The 13,804-nt window shown below is 57.1% G+C and carries 14 protein-coding genes and 1 pseudogene; 7 read left to right on the plus strand and 8 right to left on the minus strand.

Annotated elements, in window-relative coordinates; all coding sequences use genetic code 11:
- Positions 1 to 4 precede the first annotated feature (4 nt).
- From N5W20_RS03510 to N5W20_RS03535, 6 genes are all read right to left on the minus strand, one after another.
- Complete coding sequence (locus N5W20_RS03510) at positions 5 to 1,174, minus strand: efflux RND transporter periplasmic adaptor subunit (RefSeq protein WP_319807534.1); 1,170 nt, start codon at positions 1,172 to 1,174, stop codon at positions 5 to 7.
- Between the two features lie 346 nt (positions 1,175 to 1,520).
- Positions 1,521 to 2,951 carry an amidophosphoribosyltransferase gene (gene purF / locus N5W20_RS03515; RefSeq protein WP_408869418.1) on the minus strand — a complete coding sequence of 477 codons (1,431 nt, stop codon included), beginning with the start codon at positions 2,949 to 2,951 and terminating at the stop codon, positions 1,521 to 1,523.
- A gap of 3 nt (positions 2,952 to 2,954) precedes the next feature.
- The gene (locus N5W20_RS03520; RefSeq protein WP_319807535.1) at positions 2,955 to 3,542 is read right to left on the minus strand and encodes a CvpA family protein; all 588 of its coding nucleotides are present in this window, start codon (positions 3,540 to 3,542) and stop codon (positions 2,955 to 2,957) included.
- Positions 3,543 to 3,545: 3 nt separating this feature from the next.
- Complete coding sequence (locus tag N5W20_RS03525; RefSeq protein WP_319807536.1) at positions 3,546 to 3,950, minus strand: hypothetical protein; 405 nt, start codon at positions 3,948 to 3,950, stop codon at positions 3,546 to 3,548.
- A gap of 42 nt (positions 3,951 to 3,992) precedes the next feature.
- The gene (locus N5W20_RS03530) at positions 3,993 to 4,328 is read right to left on the minus strand and encodes an SMR family transporter (RefSeq protein ID WP_319807822.1); all 336 of its coding nucleotides are present in this window, start codon (positions 4,326 to 4,328) and stop codon (positions 3,993 to 3,995) included.
- A gap of 168 nt (positions 4,329 to 4,496) precedes the next feature.
- Complete coding sequence (locus tag N5W20_RS03535) at positions 4,497 to 4,766, minus strand: hypothetical protein (RefSeq protein ID WP_319807537.1); 270 nt, start codon at positions 4,764 to 4,766, stop codon at positions 4,497 to 4,499.
- Between the two features lie 95 nt (positions 4,767 to 4,861).
- Between N5W20_RS03535 and N5W20_RS03540 the strand changes: the two genes are divergently transcribed.
- Together N5W20_RS03540 and N5W20_RS03545 are read left to right on the plus strand one after the other, a co-directional pair.
- On the plus strand, positions 4,862 to 5,929 hold the full coding sequence (locus N5W20_RS03540) for a quinone-dependent dihydroorotate dehydrogenase (protein WP_319807538.1): 1,068 nt from the start codon (positions 4,862 to 4,864) through the stop codon (positions 5,927 to 5,929).
- 91 nt (positions 5,930 to 6,020) lie between these two features.
- Positions 6,021 to 8,426, plus strand: coding sequence for a mechanosensitive ion channel domain-containing protein (locus N5W20_RS03545; protein ID WP_319807539.1), 2,406 nt, complete (start codon positions 6,021 to 6,023; stop codon positions 8,424 to 8,426).
- Positions 8,427 to 8,463: 37 nt separating this feature from the next.
- On the opposite strand, the gene ubiM is transcribed toward N5W20_RS03545, so the two are convergent.
- Together ubiM and N5W20_RS03555 are read right to left on the minus strand one after the other, a co-directional pair.
- Positions 8,464 to 9,672: a 5-demethoxyubiquinol-8 5-hydroxylase UbiM gene (gene ubiM / locus N5W20_RS03550; protein ID WP_319807540.1), complete on the minus strand. Its 1,209-nt coding sequence runs from the start codon at positions 9,670 to 9,672 to the stop codon at positions 8,464 to 8,466.
- On the minus strand, positions 9,669 to 10,268 hold the full coding sequence (locus N5W20_RS03555; protein WP_319807541.1) for a nitroreductase family protein: 600 nt from the start codon (positions 10,266 to 10,268) through the stop codon (positions 9,669 to 9,671). Before N5W20_RS03555 ends, ubiM begins: the two co-directional genes overlap by 4 nt.
- Before the next feature lie 107 nt (positions 10,269 to 10,375).
- Here N5W20_RS03555 and hisB point away from each other — a divergent pair, with 107 nt between their 5' ends.
- From hisB to N5W20_RS03580, 5 genes and pseudogenes are all read left to right on the plus strand, one after another.
- On the plus strand, positions 10,376 to 10,972 hold the full coding sequence (gene hisB / locus N5W20_RS03560) for an imidazoleglycerol-phosphate dehydratase HisB (protein ID WP_319807542.1): 597 nt from the start codon (positions 10,376 to 10,378) through the stop codon (positions 10,970 to 10,972).
- A gap of 83 nt (positions 10,973 to 11,055) precedes the next feature.
- A complete protein-coding gene (gene hisH, locus N5W20_RS03565) occupies positions 11,056 to 11,715 on the plus strand; it encodes an imidazole glycerol phosphate synthase subunit HisH (RefSeq protein ID WP_319807543.1) in 660 nt (219 codons plus the stop codon).
- A 54-nt stretch (positions 11,716 to 11,769) separates the two neighbouring features.
- Positions 11,770 to 12,510, plus strand: a pseudogene (gene hisA, locus N5W20_RS03570) (1-(5-phosphoribosyl)-5-[(5-phosphoribosylamino)methylideneamino]imidazole-4-carboxamide isomerase); the annotation flags it as partial.
- Entirely contained in the window at positions 12,503 to 13,282 is a 780-nt protein-coding gene (hisF, locus tag N5W20_RS03575; RefSeq protein ID WP_319807544.1) for an imidazole glycerol phosphate synthase subunit HisF, read from the plus strand. The pseudogene hisA and the gene hisF, both read left to right, overlap by 8 nt.
- A 32-nt stretch (positions 13,283 to 13,314) precedes the next feature.
- The gene (locus N5W20_RS03580; RefSeq protein ID WP_408869419.1) at positions 13,315 to 13,785 is read left to right on the plus strand and encodes a phosphoribosyl-ATP diphosphatase; all 471 of its coding nucleotides are present in this window, start codon (positions 13,315 to 13,317) and stop codon (positions 13,783 to 13,785) included.
- Positions 13,786 to 13,804 lie beyond the last annotated feature (19 nt).

The following is a 13,804-nucleotide window of genomic DNA, read 5'->3' on the forward strand; positions in this document are numbered from 1 at the left end:
ACTCTTATTTTTCCTGCGTCTTCGGAGCGGGAGTCGTTTGTTCCTCAGGCGTCACTTTCTGACCGCTTTTAACCTTGACCAGGCCTGAGACAACGACGCGATCATTATCTTTCAAACCTTTCCGCACAACCCATTTGCCATGGATCGCGCGGCCAAGTTCCACCATTTTTGTGTCGAGCTGGTTTTTGTCATCAATCACGAAGACGTATGGATCCCCGCGAGAGTTGCGCATCACAGCCTCCTGCGGCACCACAACGGATGTCGGATCAACCCCCTCTTTGACCTGCGCGTGCACATACATACCGGGCATGAGCAATTTATCCGGATTGGGGAATTGCGCCCGCAAAACGAGTGTGCCTGTACCCGGGTCAACTGTCACTTCGGAGAGTCGCAGCACACCGGGCAAGTCATATTTACTGCCATCCTCCAGCATCAACTCGACGGAGGCATCGCCTTCATCCACTTTTTTAAGCGTGCCATCCGCAATCTCCCGACGCAGACGCAACATGTCGGAAGCTGCGAGATTCACGTCGACATAAATCGGGTCAAGACGCGTGACCAGCGCAATCGGATCAACCTGCCCCGCCGTTACTAAAGTGCCCGGCGTGTACAACATGCGCCCTATACGCCCTTCAATCGGGGAGCGGACTTCCGTCCAGTCCAGATTAACGGCGGCACTGTCAAGCGTGGCCTGGGCGGTGGCGATGGCCGCTTCCGCCTGAAGGGCCTGAGACCGCGTATTGTCGAAATCCTGCTGGCTGACAGCATGGGCTTTGACCAGAGGCTTATAACGCTCATACTGCGCTCTGATGCCTATGGCCGCCGCGCGGGCGTGAAGAAGCTGCGCCTTGGCGGTCTCATACGCCGCTTTATAAGGCGCGGGGTTGATCAGATAAAGGAGTTGATCCTTTTTTACATCCGTGCCCTGCTCAAAATACCGTTTGAGAACAACGCCACCCACTTGTGGACGGATCTGCGCCTGCTCAAACGCGCTGACCCGACCGGGGAGTGCGGTGTTAACCGGCACGGCTTCCGTATGGACCTTGACAAACTTCACGAGCTGCGGCGGCGGATTGCCGGAACCTGATTTGCTTTTGCAGCCGGCCAGCGTCAGGGCCGTCATGAAGGCCACACTGCAGAGCAAGGCGTTTTTCGTCACGTTCTGAACTGTCATAAAAGCCCGGTTTGGCAAGACATCGGGTGGGTTCTGCATAAAGACTATCCGAATCGTTAATAGCGTGATGAGGTGCCTCGCGAAGCCGGGCTGCGCGAATGGAAAAAAACCTTAAGGCAAAGTTCACGTAAGCTATTCACTTTGTGTTTTAAGGTCAACTTATGTCGACACAGTGATCGTACATAGGCGTTTGATAGGTTCATAATCTGAGTATAACGGTGCAACGCCACACAGAAGTTGCGTCTACTGAAGAAGTGATTTAATTAAAACAAGCTTCAATAAGCGTCAGTTGCGCGCAAAACGCACAAATATTTCGTCGGGCTTCTGATAAAGCGTCCCGACACCGTTATGCAATCAGACGCCCTTCCCGATCAACCAGCTCAACCGGGTAATCACTGGTAAAACAGGCATCGCAGTAACGATGCGACGCTTCTGATCTATTGACGTGATTTAAAGCGCGGTAAAGCCCGTCAAAGGAAATGAAAGCGAGGCTGTCAACGCCGATCACCTTCGCCATCTCCTCGACCGAATGGGTCGCAGCCAGGAGTTTGCTCTCCTCCGGCGTGTCGATACCGTAAAAACAGGGATGCTTCGTAGGGGGGGAGCTGATGCGCATATGGACTTCTGTCGCACCGGCGGCCCGCACCATATCCACGATTTTACGCGATGTCGTCCCCCGGACGATCGAATCATCGACAAGCACAACGCGTTTACCTGCCAGCACGGAATGATTGGCTGAATGCTTCATCCGCACGCCTAGATGGCGGATCTGGTCAGTTGGCTCAATGAAAGTGCGGCCGACATAATGGTTGCGAATGATGCCCATCTCAAACGGAAGCTTGCTTTCCGCCGCGTAACCCATGGCTGACGGCACGCCGGAATCCGGGACGGGCACGATGACATCCGCGGGGATGGGGCTTTCCTTCGCGAGTTCCACACCGATCTGCTTGCGCGCCTGATAGACGGAACGCCCCTCAACCTGGGAGTCAGGGCGTGAAAAATAGATATATTCAAAAACGCAGAAGCGGGATGCCGTATTTTTAAAGGGGCGGCATGACGTGACACCACTCTTGTCAATGACGACGAGTTCCCCGGGCTCGACATCCCGGACAAATTCGGCACCGACAATTTCCAATGCGCATGTTTCACTCGCGAGCATCCAGCCGCCCTCAGCCAGTTTGCCCAGAACGAGCGGGCGCACGCCGAGCGGATCCCGCAACCCGATCAGCGTATCCTGATCAAGACAGACGACGGAATAAGCGCCTTTAACCTGCTTCGCCGCGTCAATCAGCCGCTCCTTGACCGTCGAATAGAGGGAAATCGCGATCAGATGAACGAAAACTTCCGTGTCGGTCGTCGATTGAAAGATGCATCCGCGCTTCACCAGGGCCTGGCGTAGCGTCTGGGCATTTGTCAGATTGCCATTATGCGCGACAGCGAGCCCGCCAAATTCAAAATCAGCAAAAAGGGGTTGGACATTGCGCAGCAAAGTCGCGCCCGTGGTGGCATAACGATTATGCCCGATGGCGCAGTCACCCGGTAATTGCGCAATATCTCGCGGATCACCGAAAACATCCCCGACCAAACCCAGCCCCTTGCGCTGGTAGAAACGGGATTCATCATGACTGACAATGCCGGCAGCTTCCTGACCGCGATGTTGCAGCGCATGAAGCCCCAAGGCCGCGAGCCCCGCCGCGCCCGGCGCACCCCAGATCCCCACAACACCGCACTCTTCATAAGGGCGGTTGCTCGGCTCAGCCTGCATGTCGGGACTCATAAATCAGGGCTCCTGTGGGCCATCACTTGTGTCGAGATCATCCTCAATGCCTGTATCGGGTTCAACCAACGCTGGCGGGGCATCAAGTTTGGTTTTTTTTGATAAAGAGGGCGGGTTTTGTATCCTGTCCCGGATTTTATCGTAACAGTTAAGGCCGGCTTGCAGAGGCGCGGCGGCGTGGCTGTCACTGGTCAATAACTCCTGGGACGTATCGGGAAAAAAATATCTCAACCCGATGAACACGATAACGAGCACTAGATAGCCACGCAGCGCGCCGAAAACAATACCGAGAATGCGATCAAGATTGCCGAAGAGATTTTTTTTCAGAAATTGCCCGAAAGAGCGCGTGACCATCCGCATGATGACGAGAAGCACAATGAAGCTGCCAATGATCGCCACCGTGCGACTCGATTTCTCATCGCCCATCCAGGGTTCGAGGCGTTCCGCGAGGAAATGATACAGGAAATAACAGAGCGTAATCGCGCTGCCCCAGGCGATCACGGCGGAGAGTTCCTCCGCGAAACCGCGATGCACCGCCCAGATGACGGAGAGGAGGATGACGATGAGGCAGGCAATATCGAGGGCGTACATATATTAAGGCAGTTTCGTTGAAGAGGGACGCCATAATTTGCGCTTGACACGCACGGAAGGCGCACGCTGGCGATTCAGGCGGTTAAGAAGCGCGGAGACCTGAAGTCGCCCATCCACCTCACGCCAGACATCCCTGGCGTCAATTTTCCGCTGCGACCAGATGTCGCAGAGTGCGCGAAGATAAGCGACGCTGGACTGAACGACTTCCTCCCGCTCACTCATCATATAGGCCTCGACACATCTGACGGCTGAATCTGCCACAGCGCGGGAAAGCGGGTCAACAGCCGGGGCCGGCGCCTTACCCGTCCTGCGCCGATCCTTGCCGGTGCGCCCTGCCGGGCGGCCGCGTCGCCGGCGCGCGCGCATCATGGTGTCAATAATGTGCTCATTACCCCGCGCTGCCGCCATCAACACTCACCCCGCTCACCGACGCATCGTGAACCTGCCCCGTCAATGCGCCACGCTTTGAGAGCACAGATTGATGATAAGAACGCCGACAAGGATGAAAACGATCCCGACGATCGCCGGCAGATCAAGTACCTGCTTGTAAATGATGAGGCTGATAATGGAAACAAGCACAATCCCCGCCCCGGACCATATGGCGTAGACGACACCTGTCGGCACACTCCGCAAAGTCAGGGACATGAAATAAAAGGCGAAGCCATAACCAAGGACCGCCGCCGCGCCCGGCAATAGGCGCGTAAAGCCGTCCGACGCTTTAAGCATCGTCGTGGCGATGACCTCCGCCACAATCGAGACCGCCATATATAGATGCACGAGAGACATTCTCTGCTCCTGAAGATGATTTTCACCCGTGTCGAAAACGCGTTTCGCTTCCGTAAAGTTAAAAAGGATGAAAAATTGCCGTTTATTTGCACATTGCATTGAAAGCTTCAATCATGCGCAGCCGCATCCCGACATGAAGTGTGGAGCTGTCGGGACGTCACAATGCCGTCATCCGGCACTGCGTCGGCGATTCTGAACCCCGCGACGGCGACGCATCCCGCTGATTTCGACCTCATGACGCGCCGCACCCTGCGCCGTCATACGGACACGCCCGTCCTGATCAATCGAAGCAAGCCCCTCCGCACATAAACGCTTGAGACACGGCGCGTCGCGCAAAATGAGCGGCCGCCCGGCCGGTCCGGCGAGCTTCAAGCGGTGCAAAGCACACCGGCAACATGATTCGAGGTAAGGCTCGTTCCATTCCATGGCGTCAGCCATCCTGATTTGCAAAGTTCGGCCAATGCCTTAAAATCGCCTCATCTTTGCAGCTAAAAAGATATTCACCCTGTAATTTGACCGTCACGGGATACAGCATGTTCTCCTCCTGCGTTTCCAGAGTAGCGACACGTTTATTACATGCGCTCGCTCCTGAGACAGCGCATCACGTTGCGATCCGACTTCTCTCACTCGGGCTTTATCCCGCCGTGAAATCGGACTCCCCGCGCCTTGCGACTCAATGTCTTAACATGAATCTGCCGAATCCGATTGGCCTGGCGGCGGGGTTCGACAAGGATTGCCGCGCGGCCCGCGCTTTGTCACGTATGGGGTTCGGCTTTGTGGAATGTGGAACCGTGACGCCAAGGCCGCAACCCGGCAACCCCCGGCCGCGCCTGTTCCGCCTGCCGGAAGATAACGCGATCATCAACCGCCTCGGTTTCAATAGCGGTGGCATGGAAGCGTTTCTGCGGCGACTTCGACACATTCGGGAGATGGAGGCCAGGCAGTCAGGCCATGCGCGGATCGGCGTCAACCTTGGCATTAATAAGGAAGGCGCAAAGCCGGAGCGGGATTATGCGCAGTCAGCCGCTTCCTTCAGCCTTTTAGCGGATTATCTGACGATCAATCTCTCTTCCCCCAACACGCCCGGCTTGCGCGATCTGCAAGGTGCCCGATCAATCGCCGGAATTTTGCAGGCTGTCAGGAAAGAAACACCGCTTCACCCCCCTCTCCTCGTCAAGATCGCCCCGGATCTCGCGCGGGACACGCTGGGCGATATTGTTGAAGCCTGTGTGGATAACGGGGCGGCCGGGTTGATCGTCAGTAACACGACAATCAGTCGGCCGCATGGCCTGGCCTCCCCCCATCAGTATGAGGCGGGCGGACTCTCGGGACGGCCTTTGTCCCAGCTCGCCATCACATCTTTGCGAGATGTTGCCCGGCTGAATCGCGGCCGCTTGACGCTCATTTCATCTGGCGGGATTGAAACCGGGTTCGATGTGCTTGAGCGTCTGCGCGCAGGGGCGGATCTGGTGCAGTTATATTCCGCCTTCGTGCTGCACGGACCAGCCATTATCAGCAGGATCAAACGTGAGCTTCTGCATGAAATGTCATGCCGCAATTTTGAGACCATCAAGGATGTCATCGCTAACCGCGACGTCTGATGGCAGCTGGCATGTCCGCAACTTCACCCGTCATGCAAACTATCGGAAAATTTTGTCGTTGAAGCGACAGCCACCGGAATAAGGACGATCAATGGCCTCGCACCGCTTTTCAGAAAATTCGACTTGGATCAGGACGGCGAAACGTCTCTGCGCGGCGACGCTGATCGTCATGACGATCACCCTCCCCCAACGCTCTGTTGCGGACCCGACCGATAAAACGCCAACCGTGGTGGCCATGCCTTCCGGTTTCGGCTGGAGCACATCCGCCAAAGCGATTAATGACCGCATCGACTCCCTGCAGTCCGAAGCAAAGCGGCTGGAAAAGGCTTTCTCAGACGAGTCAGCCGCCCGAGGCAGTGAAAGCTACGCGACCCTCGGTGATCGCGCGACATCTCTGGCGTCCAACGCTGCATCTCTTTCAGCGCAGATCAAATCATTCCAGACCATTTATGAGAGTTTCCTTGAAACCATCGGCAATACGGCAAGTGAAGGGGAAAGTGCTGACATCACCGCCCAGCGGAAAAATCTGAAATCCATCCTCGCTGATATCCGCTCCGCCTCCATTCAGTCGAAACTGCTTGAGCTTCAGGGGAAGCAGCTCAGCGCGAATATCCAGCGCCAGCTATCTCATAAGCAGTCAGCTTTATTGACGCAGAAAATCCCATCCCCGGTGACACCGGATTACTGGGCGGGTCTGGCGGGGGAATTCAGCCAGATCCGCAGCGCCTTCGCGCCCGGGCATCATGGGCAATATGCTGGCGCACTGCATAAATTATGGTTGTGGCTGATCGGGCTTATCCTCACCGGCGCGGCGGCGGCAATGGCCTCACGATATAGCTATCGATATTTCCCCCGGTTTGAAGACAGGCTGATCAACCGGGTCGGCGCGCCGCCAAAGGTGGCGGGAAGGCCGGTTTTCCTGTCTGTCATGCTTTCCGGATTGATCAGCGCGATTGTGGCGACCGTCTTATGGCAGCTTCTCTCGGTCGGGCTTTTTCGTGGCGCGGGTCAGCGCATCGCGGAAAGCCTTACCGGCTCCATCCCGCTTGCCGCCTTCCTGATTGGCGCTGTGCCGTTCTCGCTCAGTCATCTGGTGCCGACAGCCTCTGGTGAAACGCGGGAGCCCCATATTTACCGTCGTCACGTCTTTACCATTACCGCCTTCCTCATCATTCAGAGTTTCCTTTTTGCCGTCGCTGAGGAAAACGCCTTACCATTTTACACACGGCATCTGCTTGAAGGCGTTTTTGCCATCTTTGTGACATTGTATCTTGTCGGGCTTTTCCGCCAGATGGACGGGATGCGGACAGAGCAGAGCCTTTTCTTCATGCCGTCCCTGCGCGGGATTGCTGTGATCGCGTCGATCATCGCCTTGGTGGCCGTGCTGCTCGGCTATATGGTCTTTGCTTTCTTCATGGTCTCCAACCTGGTTTCCTTCGGGTTGGGTTGCGTCATCGTGCTGCTGCTCGGCCTGACCGTGAAGGAGCTGATTGCCTGGATCTTTGGTGCCAACGCGCCCCTCACACGACGTCTCTCCGCCCTTGGCGTTGGCAGTCGCCGCGTCGAGCAATTTGGTGTGGTCCTGAATTTTGTCCTGAATGTGCTGCTGGTGATCGTGCTTCTGTCGATCGCCCTGTCTGGCGGGCATTTTGACCTAGGTTCAATCGGCACCCAGTTGCGGGGGCTTTTTGTTGGCCAGTCCTTCCACGGTTTCAGCCTGTCGCTCAATACGCTTCTGGTCTGTATCGCCTCGGTGGCCATTGCCTATTACGTCATTAATTATCTCAAGAGATGGCTGGAGGGAAAATTATTCCCGCTGACGCGGCTGGATGTCGGGACACGCTCCTCCATCACCAATGTCATGACCTATGTGTTGTGGATTGCCGTCCTGCTTCTGGTTCTGACGGAGGCGGGCGTCGCCGTGCAGAACCTGACTTGGGTGGTCAGTGCGCTCTCCGTCGGTATTGGTTTCGGCCTGCAATCCATTGTGCAGAATTTCGTCTCCGGCGTTATTCTTCTGGCTGAAAGGCCCATCCGCGTGGGTGACCTGGTGGAAATTGGCGGCGTCAAAGGCGATGTCAAGAAAATCAGCGTGCGTGCGACGGAGATCACTCTGGGTGATGGGTCCACAATGATCGTCCCGAATTCGCAATTCATCACGTCAAATGTCCGCAATGCAACGATGGGCTCACCCATCAGCACCATGACGGCCAATGTCACGATTTCCACCAATGCTGATGCGGCAAAGGCGCAGAAAGTCCTGCTGGATATGATGCGGGAGAGAACCGACATCCTTCAGGACCCGGCCCCAGGCGTCTCCATCGCGTCGATCAGTGAAACGGGGATCACTTTGGCCCTGTCAGCCAAGCTGCTTTCCGTCCGTGATGCCGGTAATGTTACCAATGCCTTGATGCTGGATGCTTACGGCAATTTGAGGCGAGAGGGCATCCCCCTCGGCCAGCCGCCTGCGCAGTTCGGTGGCGCTACGGGGAACTGATCAAACCTTTAAGGGACGCCCTGTCTGCGGGGCGGCCCTAATGGTCAGAGAGCACTCGGGCCACGAAACGTTTGAGCGGGTTGCTGTTCTGGGCGAATTGCAATGTCGCCTCCCGTAATTTCAGGCTCAGGGGGGCATCCCGCGTATAAAGCGTTGCGATCGCATTTGTGGCCGCGAAAAGCGGCATCGTATCCCGACGATGAGCCATTTCAAACTGGCGCAACAAACGCGGCTCCCCCGGGTCACCCGCGCCATCCGCGATTTTCCGGGCGAGGGTTTCCTGCCCCTTCAGGCCGAAATTGAAACCATGCGCCGTGATCGGGTGCATCCCCACCGCCGCATCGCCAATCAAGGCAAAACGCGCCGCCCGGAAACGATGAGCATAGACGGCTTTAAGGGGATAGGTGCAGCGCGCACTGACGAGATCAATCGCGCCCAACTGGCCCTGTAAACGCTGCGCAATATCGTTCACGAAATCAGGCGCCGCCATATGGGCCAATCGGCTGATATCATCCGGCTTGAGTGTCAGAACCAGCGATGAGCAGTCACGCCCATCTGCGCTCTTCTCTCCCACGGGCAAAAAGGCCAGTGTCTGTCCCTCATCAAACCATTGCGTGGCAATATCGTGGTGGGGGCGGGTGTGGCTGAGGCGGCAGACAAGAATATGCCGCCGAAAATCATGGGTGACGGCCCCGATCCCGCGTTGCGCACGCGCGCGGGAGAAGCGCCCATCAGCCGCCACAATCAGGCGCGCATGGAAGCGCCGCCCGTCATCGAGGTCCATATGGGCCTCTTCAGCATGTGCGCCGCTGCGCAAAGCGTCTTTCCCGCAAATGACAGTAATGTTTTCGCGCTTCCTGACCTCTTCATAGAGGGCTTTGCGGATAACGTGATGGGCGACAAGATAGCCTAACGGTGCGCGCTCTTCCGACGGTGTGTCCATGGACTCAAATGAAAGAAGCTTCCGCGCCGCGCGTGCGGCATCATGCCCGGATAAAATATCAGCGCGTTGAAGGGGTGTGACCTGGGACAGCGCGAAATGCGGCCAAACATTGTAATCTTTAAGCCAGGCGATGGTGTGGTGCGTCAAAGCGAGTTCCCGCCCGTCAAAGCGAGGATTTTCCAACGCGGTTTCCGGCGCCTGCTCAATCACCGCGACATGGAAGCCGAGACGATCCATCGATAATGCACAGGACAGGCCCGCCGCGCCCCCACCGATGATGACGATGTCAAATTCCGTATTCACTTATCCGCTCCAAACGCGACAGGATCACCCTTCCAGCGCGCGTGATACAGGTCGATATCCGGCCTTTTTGTTTCAGATGCGCGTCCCTCGACCGTGCCTACCTGCAGGAAACCTGCGATTTTCTGATGACGGGTCAAGCCGAGCTTTTCACGGAATATCTCATCATTCTGGAAAGCGCCGGAAACCCACATGCCGCCGAAACCCTCAGCATGCAAAGCATTTAGCACGTTCATCGCGCCCGCCGCCACGGCCATGACCTGTTCATCAACCGGGATTTTGGCATTCGGGTGCAGGTCCATACCCAGAATGATCGTCATCGGGACCTCCGCGTAACGAGCCCGCTTTTTTTCAAGCTTGGCGGACTTCACTTCCGGGTCCGTCCTGCGCATCGCCGCCACCAGCAATTCGGCAAATGCCGCGCGATGCTTGCCCGCCACGGTGATGAAACGCCAGGGGCGCATCCGCCCATGATCCGGCGCGCGCAGGGACGTTGAGAGGATCTGCATGAGCACAGACCCTTTCGGCGCCGGCGCGTCGAGCCGATCTGTCGAGGTGCGACTCAGCAGAACCTCCATCGCCTTGTTTTTACCCGGCATCACACCCTCCCGCCTGATGAAGCCGGGGGCAGTCTAGCACGAACTCATTTTTACGCGAGTGTTGGAAGGACTTTGCATGGGGGTGGGTAATCGGCTAAACACGGAACATGGAAAATGCTCGACAAAAAATGGTGAAGCGCAAGACGCGTGAGACGGATATCCACGTCTCCATCGATATTGACGGTCAAGGGGTCGGTGACATCGATACAGGTATCGGTTTCTTCGATCATATGCTCGTCACGCTTGCCAAACATGCGGCCTTTGATCTGAGCGTTCGATGCCATGGAGACCTTCAGATCGATGGACATCACACGGTTGAGGATGTCGGCATCGCTTTGGGCAAGGCATTTTCAGAGGCATTAGGCGATAAAAAAGGTGTCACCCGCTTTGGCCATGCCCTTGTCCCTTTGGATGAGGCGTTGTCAGAAGTGGTGATTGACCTCTCCGGACGGCCCTTTCTCGCCTTTAACATGGCTTTCAGCCGCGACAGGATTGGTGAGCTTGATACGGACCTCCTGGAGGAATTTTACCGTGCCTTCGCGATGAGTGCGGCCTTGACGCTGCACGTCAGTAAAAGATGCGGTAAAAATGACCATCATATTGCGGAGAGCGGTTTCAAAGCCTTCGCGCGGGCATTGCGCATGGCTTGCGCCCATGACCCCCGGGCGGGCGAGGCCGTTCCCTCAACCAAGGGCAGTCTCTAAAGGAGTTCGTCGCCGCTGCATCGATTTGCCTTGCTGAAATTCAAGAGGGTTTTATGTTCGATGCGCGAAGATTTGAGAATGGTATGAAACAGAAAATAGTCGTGGTTGACCATAATGGTGGCAATCTGGCTTCTGCTTCCAAGTCCGTCGCTTATGCAGCGCAAAAAGCGGGTTTGGAAATTGACGTGATCATCAGTGGTGATCCTGACGACATCATGACAGCGGACCGTCTGGTCCTCCCCGGGCAAGGTGCTTTTAATCATTGCGCCAAAGCCGTGCAGGGGCCGCTCCTAACCGCGCTCCATGCCGCGACAGAGGCGGGGACGCCCTATCTCGGTATCTGTGTCGGGATGCAGCTCATGGCCGCGCGCGGTCTGGAACATGGTGAGACGACCGGGTTCGGGTGGATACGCGGCACGGTTGACATCATGTCGGAAGTGCGCGCGGCGGGCCTTCGCCTGCCCCATATGGGCTGGAACGACCTCGAATTTGAACCGGACGCCCACCCCCTGCTCCGCAATATCGCGCCGGGGGAGCATGGTTATTTCGTGCACTCTTATGCCTTGCAGGATTATGACCCGGCGGATGTCATCGCCAGCACGACATATGGCGGGAAGGTCCCCGCGATCGTCGCGCGCGGCAATCGTTGCGGTACGCAGTTCCATGTTGAGAAGAGCCAGCATGTCGGGATTCAGTTCCTGATCAATTTCCTGACATGGTCACCGACGAACATGGCGGCCTAATAGGCGCTTTTTCCGCAACTCATTACAAATCAGGTTTTTATGCCCAGGCAATCTCTCACAATTTACCCGGCGATCGATCTTAAAAACGGGCGGTGCGTGCGCCTGCGTCAGGGGGAAATGGACTCGGCAACGGCCTATGCGGATGACCCGGCTTTGCAGGCCGCCGCGTTCCAGAAGGCGGGATGCCGTTACCTGCATGTCGTGGATCTGGATGGCGCTTTTGAAGGGGTCTCCCGCAATTCCGAGGCGATCCGGCGCATTCTTGATGCTGTGGATATGAAGGTTCAGCTTGGCGGCGGCATCCGAACCCTTGAATCGATTGCGGCATGGCTGGAATTGGGGATCTCCCGCGTCATACTTGGTTCCATCGCCGTTAAAAACCCGGAGCTTGTGCGGGAGGCATGTCAGAAATTTCCGGGGCGGATTGTTGCGGGGATTGATGCGCGGCGGGGGCGCGTCGCAACCGAAGGCTGGGCGGATGAAAGTGACCTTTCCGTGGCGGATATCGCCCTCAAAATGCAGGATGCAGGTGTCGCGGCCGTCATTTTCACGGAGATCACGCGGGATGGCATGATGTCCGGCATTGATATTCCGCAGACAATGGCCCTCGCCCAGCAACTGACCATCCCTGTCATCGCCAGTGGCGGCGTCGGCGCCCTGACGCATCTGCGCGCGCTTCAGGATGCGTGCCTGACGGCCCCGAATATTGAAGGGGTGATCATCGGGCGCGCGCTTTACGAGAATTGCTTCACGATTGACGAAGCACGCCAGTTATTAGGCAGCGCCCATGCTTAAACTGCGTGTCATCCCGTGTCTCGATGTCGCCAATGGGCGCGTTGTGAAGGGCGTCAATTTCGTCTCCCTTCGCGATGCGGGGGACCCGGTGGAGCAGGCGGCCATTTATGACGCGGCCGGAGCGGATGAATTGACCTTCCTTGACATCACCGCCACGTCGGACCAGCGTGACACATTGCTGGACCTCGTCAGCCGCGTGGCGTCACGTGTGTTTCTGCCCTTCACGGTAGGGGGTGGCGTGCGTACAAGTGAGGATATGCGTCGGCTCCTCCTCGCCGGGGCGGATAAATGTGCTGTCAATTCGGCCGCCATCAAACGGCCTGAACTCATCAGCGAGGGGGCGTCACGCTTCGGCGCGCAATGTATTGTCTGCGCCATTGATGCGCGCGCGTCCGCGCCTGGCAAATGGGAGGTCTTTACCCATGGCGGGCGGAAAGGCACGGGCATTGATGCTGTCGCCTGGGCGGCGGAAGCCGCGCGGCGTGGGGCTGGCGAAATTTTACTGACCAGTATGGACCGCGACGGCACGCGGGAAGGTTTCGATATTGACCTGCTCCATGCTGTTTCCCGTCAGGTCGAGGTGCCGGTCATTGCTTCAGGCGGGGTCGGGTCGGCCCGGCATTTCGTTGAGGCGGCGCAGGCCGGGGCGGGCGCGATGCTGGCGGCCAGTGTCTTTCATTTTGGTGACCTGACAATCACCGATGTGAAACACGCCTTACATCAGGCGGGTTTGCCTGTCAGGATGGATCCTGCATCCCACCCGGGCGCTTAACAAGACGATTGACGGTTTCAAGGAGAGCAATTGTGGCCCTTTCATCAGGCAAATCGACGCGTACAGCGTCAGGCGTGAAGAAATCCCGCACGAAGAAAGCTTCAGGCAAGAAGAAAGTCGCCTCTGTTTTGCTGGAAATAGAGAAAGGCCAACTGGATCGCGCAGGCGATAACATCACAGCCGCCGTGCTCGATCGATTGCATGAGACCGTGCTTTCACGTCGCGGGACCGACCCATCCCTGAGCCATTCCGCCCGGTTATTGTCGCGCGGGCGCAAAAAAATCGCGCAGAAATTTGGGGAAGAGGCGGTTGAGTGCCTCATCGAAGCCGTGGCAGGCAGTGCGAATGAGCTGGTGAGTGAGAGTGCTGACGTGCTCTATCATCTCATCGTGCTCTGGGTCGATGCCGGGATTGCCCCGCAGGAAATCTGGCAGGAGCTTCAGCGCCGTGAAGCCATGAGCGGCATCGCTGAGAAAGCATCCCGTGTGGAAAAACCTGCTTGACCGAAAGTTAAAGCTAAAA

It is taken from the genome of Candidatus Kirkpatrickella diaphorinae, from assembly GCF_025736875.1.
Taxonomy (GTDB): Bacteria; Pseudomonadota; Alphaproteobacteria; order Acetobacterales; family Acetobacteraceae; genus Sorlinia; species Sorlinia diaphorinae.

What these genes read in the sequence shown, in the direction of transcription:
- N5W20_RS03510 (WP_319807534.1), bottom strand. Translation starts at nt 1,174, where the DNA reads ATGACAGTTCAGAACGTGACGAAAAACGCCTTGCTCTGCAGTGTGGCC.
- purF (WP_408869418.1), bottom strand. Translation starts at nt 2,951, where the DNA reads ATGAGTCCCGACATGCAGGCTGAGCCGAGCAACCGCCCTTATGAAGAG.
- N5W20_RS03520 (WP_319807535.1), bottom strand. Translation starts at nt 3,542, where the DNA reads ATGTACGCCCTCGATATTGCCTGCCTCATCGTCATCCTCCTCTCCGTC.
- N5W20_RS03525 (WP_319807536.1), bottom strand. Translation starts at nt 3,950, where the DNA reads ATGGCGGCAGCGCGGGGTAATGAGCACATTATTGACACCATGATGCGC.
- N5W20_RS03530 (WP_319807822.1), bottom strand. Translation starts at nt 4,328, where the DNA reads ATGTCTCTCGTGCATCTATATATGGCGGTCTCGATTGTGGCGGAGGTC.
- N5W20_RS03535 (WP_319807537.1), bottom strand. Translation starts at nt 4,766, where the DNA reads ATGGCTGACGCCATGGAATGGAACGAGCCTTACCTCGAATCATGTTGC.
- N5W20_RS03540 (WP_319807538.1), top strand. Translation starts at nt 4,862, where the DNA reads ATGTTCTCCTCCTGCGTTTCCAGAGTAGCGACACGTTTATTACATGCG.
- N5W20_RS03545 (WP_319807539.1), top strand. Translation starts at nt 6,021, where the DNA reads ATGGCCTCGCACCGCTTTTCAGAAAATTCGACTTGGATCAGGACGGCG.
- N5W20_RS03555 (WP_319807541.1), bottom strand. Translation starts at nt 10,268, where the DNA reads ATGCCGGGTAAAAACAAGGCGATGGAGGTTCTGCTGAGTCGCACCTCG.
- hisB (WP_319807542.1), top strand. Translation starts at nt 10,376, where the DNA reads ATGGAAAATGCTCGACAAAAAATGGTGAAGCGCAAGACGCGTGAGACG.
- hisH (WP_319807543.1), top strand. Translation starts at nt 11,056, where the DNA reads ATGAAACAGAAAATAGTCGTGGTTGACCATAATGGTGGCAATCTGGCT.
- hisF (WP_319807544.1), top strand. Translation starts at nt 12,503, where the DNA reads ATGCTTAAACTGCGTGTCATCCCGTGTCTCGATGTCGCCAATGGGCGC.